Raw genomic sequence first — 4108 nt, forward strand, 5'->3', positions numbered from 1 at the left:
CAGTTGTATTTTGATTACTTTTACTTGCTGAAATGCTTCCACCGTTTCCAGTTGTCTGTATCTTATGCCCATAACCAATTGTAGCCCCTGCATTTATTCTTCTGCTTAAACTGCTTGAGCTATAACTGTTATGAAGTTCCACAGCTTCCTTCTGAATGTTTGCCACATTATTGTAGATGAATGTTCCACCCTGTGCCTGTGTTCCCTCTAAGCAATAATAGAGGGACAATTCCCCTATTATTACCTTACCTTTTTTTATTCCCTGAGTTCAAACTTTTTTGTATTATTTTAATATAACAGTTCTTTAGCTTTTCGCTAAACTATCACTCAGAAATGAAGAAAACTTTATTATATGTTTATAATATCCCCAGATACTGAAACATCTTTTAACTCCTCAAGTTCCGGATTATATCTTTTAATTAAATCTGTAACATATTCACTGAAATTCATTCCTGTTTCCTTTAAAGTCCTGTTCTCTCTGCTGTAATGGTATACTTTTAAATCATTATCCCTTGTAGTTATAAAAATGTATTCAGAATTACTTTTTAAGTCAATTATAAAAGGTTTACCATCTCTTCCTTTTCCACGAAATTTATCTTTTTGTACATATTCCTGAAAATCATATTGTAACACTATTCTTTCTCTTATACTCCAGTCATTATATAATGACAATTCTTCTTCTCCTAACAATCCTCCCAAACTTTTTCCTGCTATACTTAAAAATTCCCTGAAATCTCCCTTCACTTCTATATCATATAATTCTTCTATTCCTCTTATCTCATCATCATTGTATCCTGTAAATTCCTTCCTGTTCTTTTCAAGATATCTTTCAAGAAGGATAAAAAGCTCAGAGTGTTCTTTTCTTTCTGAAGACATGTATTCCCTTATTTCCTTTAATCCTGTTATTCTTTTTTCAGATGTATCACACTGCACCAAAAGTTCTCCTACAGTGGAAAAATCTAGTGTAGGTTTTAATTCAGAATTGTATGTTTCTACTAAATCAACCATATATTCATTAAAATTCATTCCAGTATCCTTTATCTTTTCTTCATTTTCATCAAAACAGTATACCTTTAAATCATCATCTACTGTCCTTATATAAAAATAATAGTTTTCCATTTCTATTGAAAATATGAATGGCTTTTTCTTCAGTTCATCATAAAATACTTTTTCTTCAAAATCTTCATCATCTATAAATCCAAAATAATTCATCCTTAAATAGGACTCCATATCCCAAGTTTGCCTATATAAAATAATAGGATCATCTCCAAGTAAATCTCCATCACATCTTCCGGCATATTTTAAGAACTCCCTGAAATCTCCTTTTGCTTCTATATCATACAGTTTTTCAATTTTAGTTATTTCTTCTTCACTGTATCCTATTGCCTTTCTTTCATTTTTTTTCAGATATTCTTTTAGTATATCCATGTATCTTTTATTCATCTTGTCTTCCTTTCCCTTACGGATTTATTCCTGTTGTTCCTTCATAAATGGTTATTCTCATATCAGGATTATCTTTTGCAAAATCAAACATTGAAGAATTACAGTTTGGACACATACCTCTCACTTCTTTTGATGTATTTTGAACTCCGATATCTACTTTTACTTCCTTACCTGAATAATTATCCTGAATATAACTTGCCAGTTTCTTCTCTGCATGGTTCAGATTCCATACTTTATTCCCATTTTTAGAAATCCCTGTATATGTTTTTACTGATTCACTGTCCTTAATAATAACCTTGTACTTTCAATATTTTTCTGTTGTTATAAATTATAATAATGTCCTTCTTCTCTATTGTTAATTTTCTGATAATGACTAATTTAAAAGATAACTTGGATTCTGCTTATCCCAATCTCTATTCCTTATCCCAAGATTTTGGATATATTTTAAATTTAATCAGCATTAAAATAATAGGAGTAAAAAGCAAAGTTTTTATAAATTTAGCAGCTAACATTTCTTCAAAGATATTAAATTCATCTTTACCATATTTATTTATATATTTTTTAGATTTTTCCAATTTAATTTTTTGAGAAAAAATTTTTTCTATCTCTTCTTTTGTTAAATTAAATTTCTTTTTATTATTATCTGAATAATTAATATAAAAATATTGGTTATTTTCCATTTTCCCTATTAAATAATTTTTATCCTGATTTGAAATTTCTTCTACAACAAAACAATCTAAATTACCTTTTGACTCACATATAAATACTGAATAAAAAGGATTGGGTCCACTTTCAAGATGATAGTATTCATTTATATCCATAAAAGTTTTTTGTATAATTTCTCCTTTAAAATAACTTTCAAAACAAAAAATAACCAGCAGTACTACAAATAGTTTAACAAAAATCTCAAATTTTTTCATTTTAATCTCCCTAACTGTCACAGTTTACTTTTTTTGATAAAATATACATATGCTCTTTTGTAATATTTTTACATCAATACATTTTCAAAATATTAAAAAATAGGATTAATATATTTGTATTTGAAAGGATTTTCCTCACTAAATCTTATTCTTTTATTTTTATAATATACATAATACTATTTAATATATTCAACAGTATATATAAAAGTATACTACCAAAAAAAGTTACCAATTCATAAAATGAAATTATTTCAGATATATTTTCTTCATTAAATGAATTCCCTCCAAATATATTTATAAAATCAATACTTTTTTGATATTTAATATCTTTTCCAAATTTTTCTTCTACCTCTTTTTTGGTTAAATTGAATTTATAATCTTTCTCGTCATTTGAATTTATATAAAAATATCCTTTACATAATCCTTGTTTACTTAACTCTATATATCCTACAATATATTTAAAATTATTTGTCCATATTATTTTTTCTATCCCTTCACATAATAAATAACCTGTACTATTAGTAGTATATTCATATACGGACAATGTTTCATCTTTTAATGCCATTCTTTCTAAGCTAAAGTTGTTATTAATTTTTTCATGTGTATTTTGGATATATTTTTTTCTTTTTATTTCATTAATACAACTATAAGAAGAATATATATATACAAAAACAATGGACATAACTATAAAACAAAGCTGTTTCTTCATTTCTATTTTTTTCCTCCTATCTTCTCTTTTGCTTCTTTTATCCTCATATTTATAGAATCTGTTATTTCTTTCAGCATTATATCTTTATCCTTGTTCTTGAATCTTCTCTGTATATTTCATGATTTTTATAATTTGTAAGTAAGTTATATTTATTTCTAAGTTCTCGTTTATCTGGAAGAGCATTTTTCAAATCAAAAGATTTTGAAAACTCATCATATAATTTATGACGCTGTTAAAACCGTTTAATACAAATATATTCTAAAAAATAATATTAATGATCAAAAGTCAATCTTCTGATTTTTCCTTGCTTTACAAATAGTATATCTATTTCACGTTTTAAATTATATATTTTATTATTAGCCTTGTCTTTTATGACAGTTTCAAATATAAATTCATTTTCCATATATGGTCCAGAAGATATGTTATATTTTTCATTCTTTTCTCCTAAAATCCAGAGCAAATCATTATTAATAGGATATTCAAAAATATAACTGTTGATATCAATATATTTATTATTACTTATATTTTCAATATACAAATTTTCATTTATATAAATTTCTCCTATTTTTTTCTCTTTATAATAGATTATTACGGTTTCTAAATATAAATTGTTCTGCAAACTTTTTAATTTAATAATTATATTACCATTGTCAAAATTTATATCTTCAATATTAGAAATTTTCTCATCATCCCCATAATTTAAACGACGCATTGAAATTTCATAATGGTTTTCTTTAATTATTTCACCCTTATTAAAACAATGATAAATTAGTAATAAAAGTAATGTTATTATTAAAATTTTTTTCATAAATTATCACCTCAAATCCATTATCTGGGAAGCTATTTACTCAGGATTAAATCTTAATAAATTGTTGTATCGGTCCGTTATTTCATATCTTTTTTTTCAATTGTATATTAAGCCAACTCTAATTCTCCTATTGAAGTTATACCTTTACTTTTTGCCCATAATTTTATACTATCACAATTTACTGATACAATTCCTCTAATATTACAATCTATGATTTTGAAATAATCT

At 25.3% G+C, this 4108-nt stretch carries 5 protein-coding genes; all 5 read right to left on the reverse strand.

The genetic code is table 11. The features are described 5' to 3' along the window. Positions 1–229: hypothetical protein (locus tag HMPREF1984_RS06325; protein ID WP_036100058.1), on the reverse strand; the 229-nt coding region annotated here is incomplete at its 3' end. Between the two features lie 119 nt (positions 230–348). Further along, on the reverse strand, positions 349–1443 hold the full coding sequence (locus tag HMPREF1984_RS06330) for an SMI1/KNR4 family protein (RefSeq protein ID WP_021767104.1): 1095 nt from the start codon (positions 1441–1443) through the stop codon (positions 349–351). A 413-nt stretch (positions 1444–1856) separates the two neighbouring features. Next, entirely contained in the window at positions 1857–2363 is a 507-nt protein-coding gene (locus HMPREF1984_RS06335; RefSeq protein ID WP_036100060.1) for a hypothetical protein, read from the reverse strand. Positions 2364–2508: 145 nt separating this feature from the next. Further along, positions 2509–3072 carry a hypothetical protein gene (locus tag HMPREF1984_RS06340; protein WP_021767106.1) on the reverse strand — a complete coding sequence of 188 codons (564 nt, stop codon included), beginning with the start codon at positions 3070–3072 and terminating at the stop codon, positions 2509–2511. Positions 3073–3343: 271 nt separating this feature from the next. Then, positions 3344–3880 (reverse strand): hypothetical protein, encoded by a 537-nt coding sequence (locus HMPREF1984_RS06345; RefSeq protein ID WP_021767107.1) that lies wholly within the window; start codon positions 3878–3880, stop codon positions 3344–3346. Positions 3881–4108 lie beyond the last annotated feature (228 nt).

Source organism: Leptotrichia sp. oral taxon 215 str. W9775 (genome assembly GCF_000469505.1).
Taxonomy (GTDB): Bacteria; Fusobacteriota; Fusobacteriia; order Fusobacteriales; family Leptotrichiaceae; genus Leptotrichia_A.

Excerpts from the sequence above, each read along its gene's own strand:
- HMPREF1984_RS06330 (WP_021767104.1), bottom strand. The coding sequence starts at position 1,443 with ATGAATAAAAGATACATGGATATACTAAAAGAATATCTGAAAAAAAAT.
- HMPREF1984_RS06335 (WP_036100060.1), bottom strand. The coding sequence starts at position 2,363 with ATGAAAAAATTTGAGATTTTTGTTAAACTATTTGTAGTACTGCTGGTT.
- HMPREF1984_RS06340 (WP_021767106.1), bottom strand. The coding sequence starts at position 3,072 with ATGAAGAAACAGCTTTGTTTTATAGTTATGTCCATTGTTTTTGTATAT.
- HMPREF1984_RS06345 (WP_021767107.1), bottom strand. The coding sequence starts at position 3,880 with ATGAAAAAAATTTTAATAATAACATTACTTTTATTACTAATTTATCAT.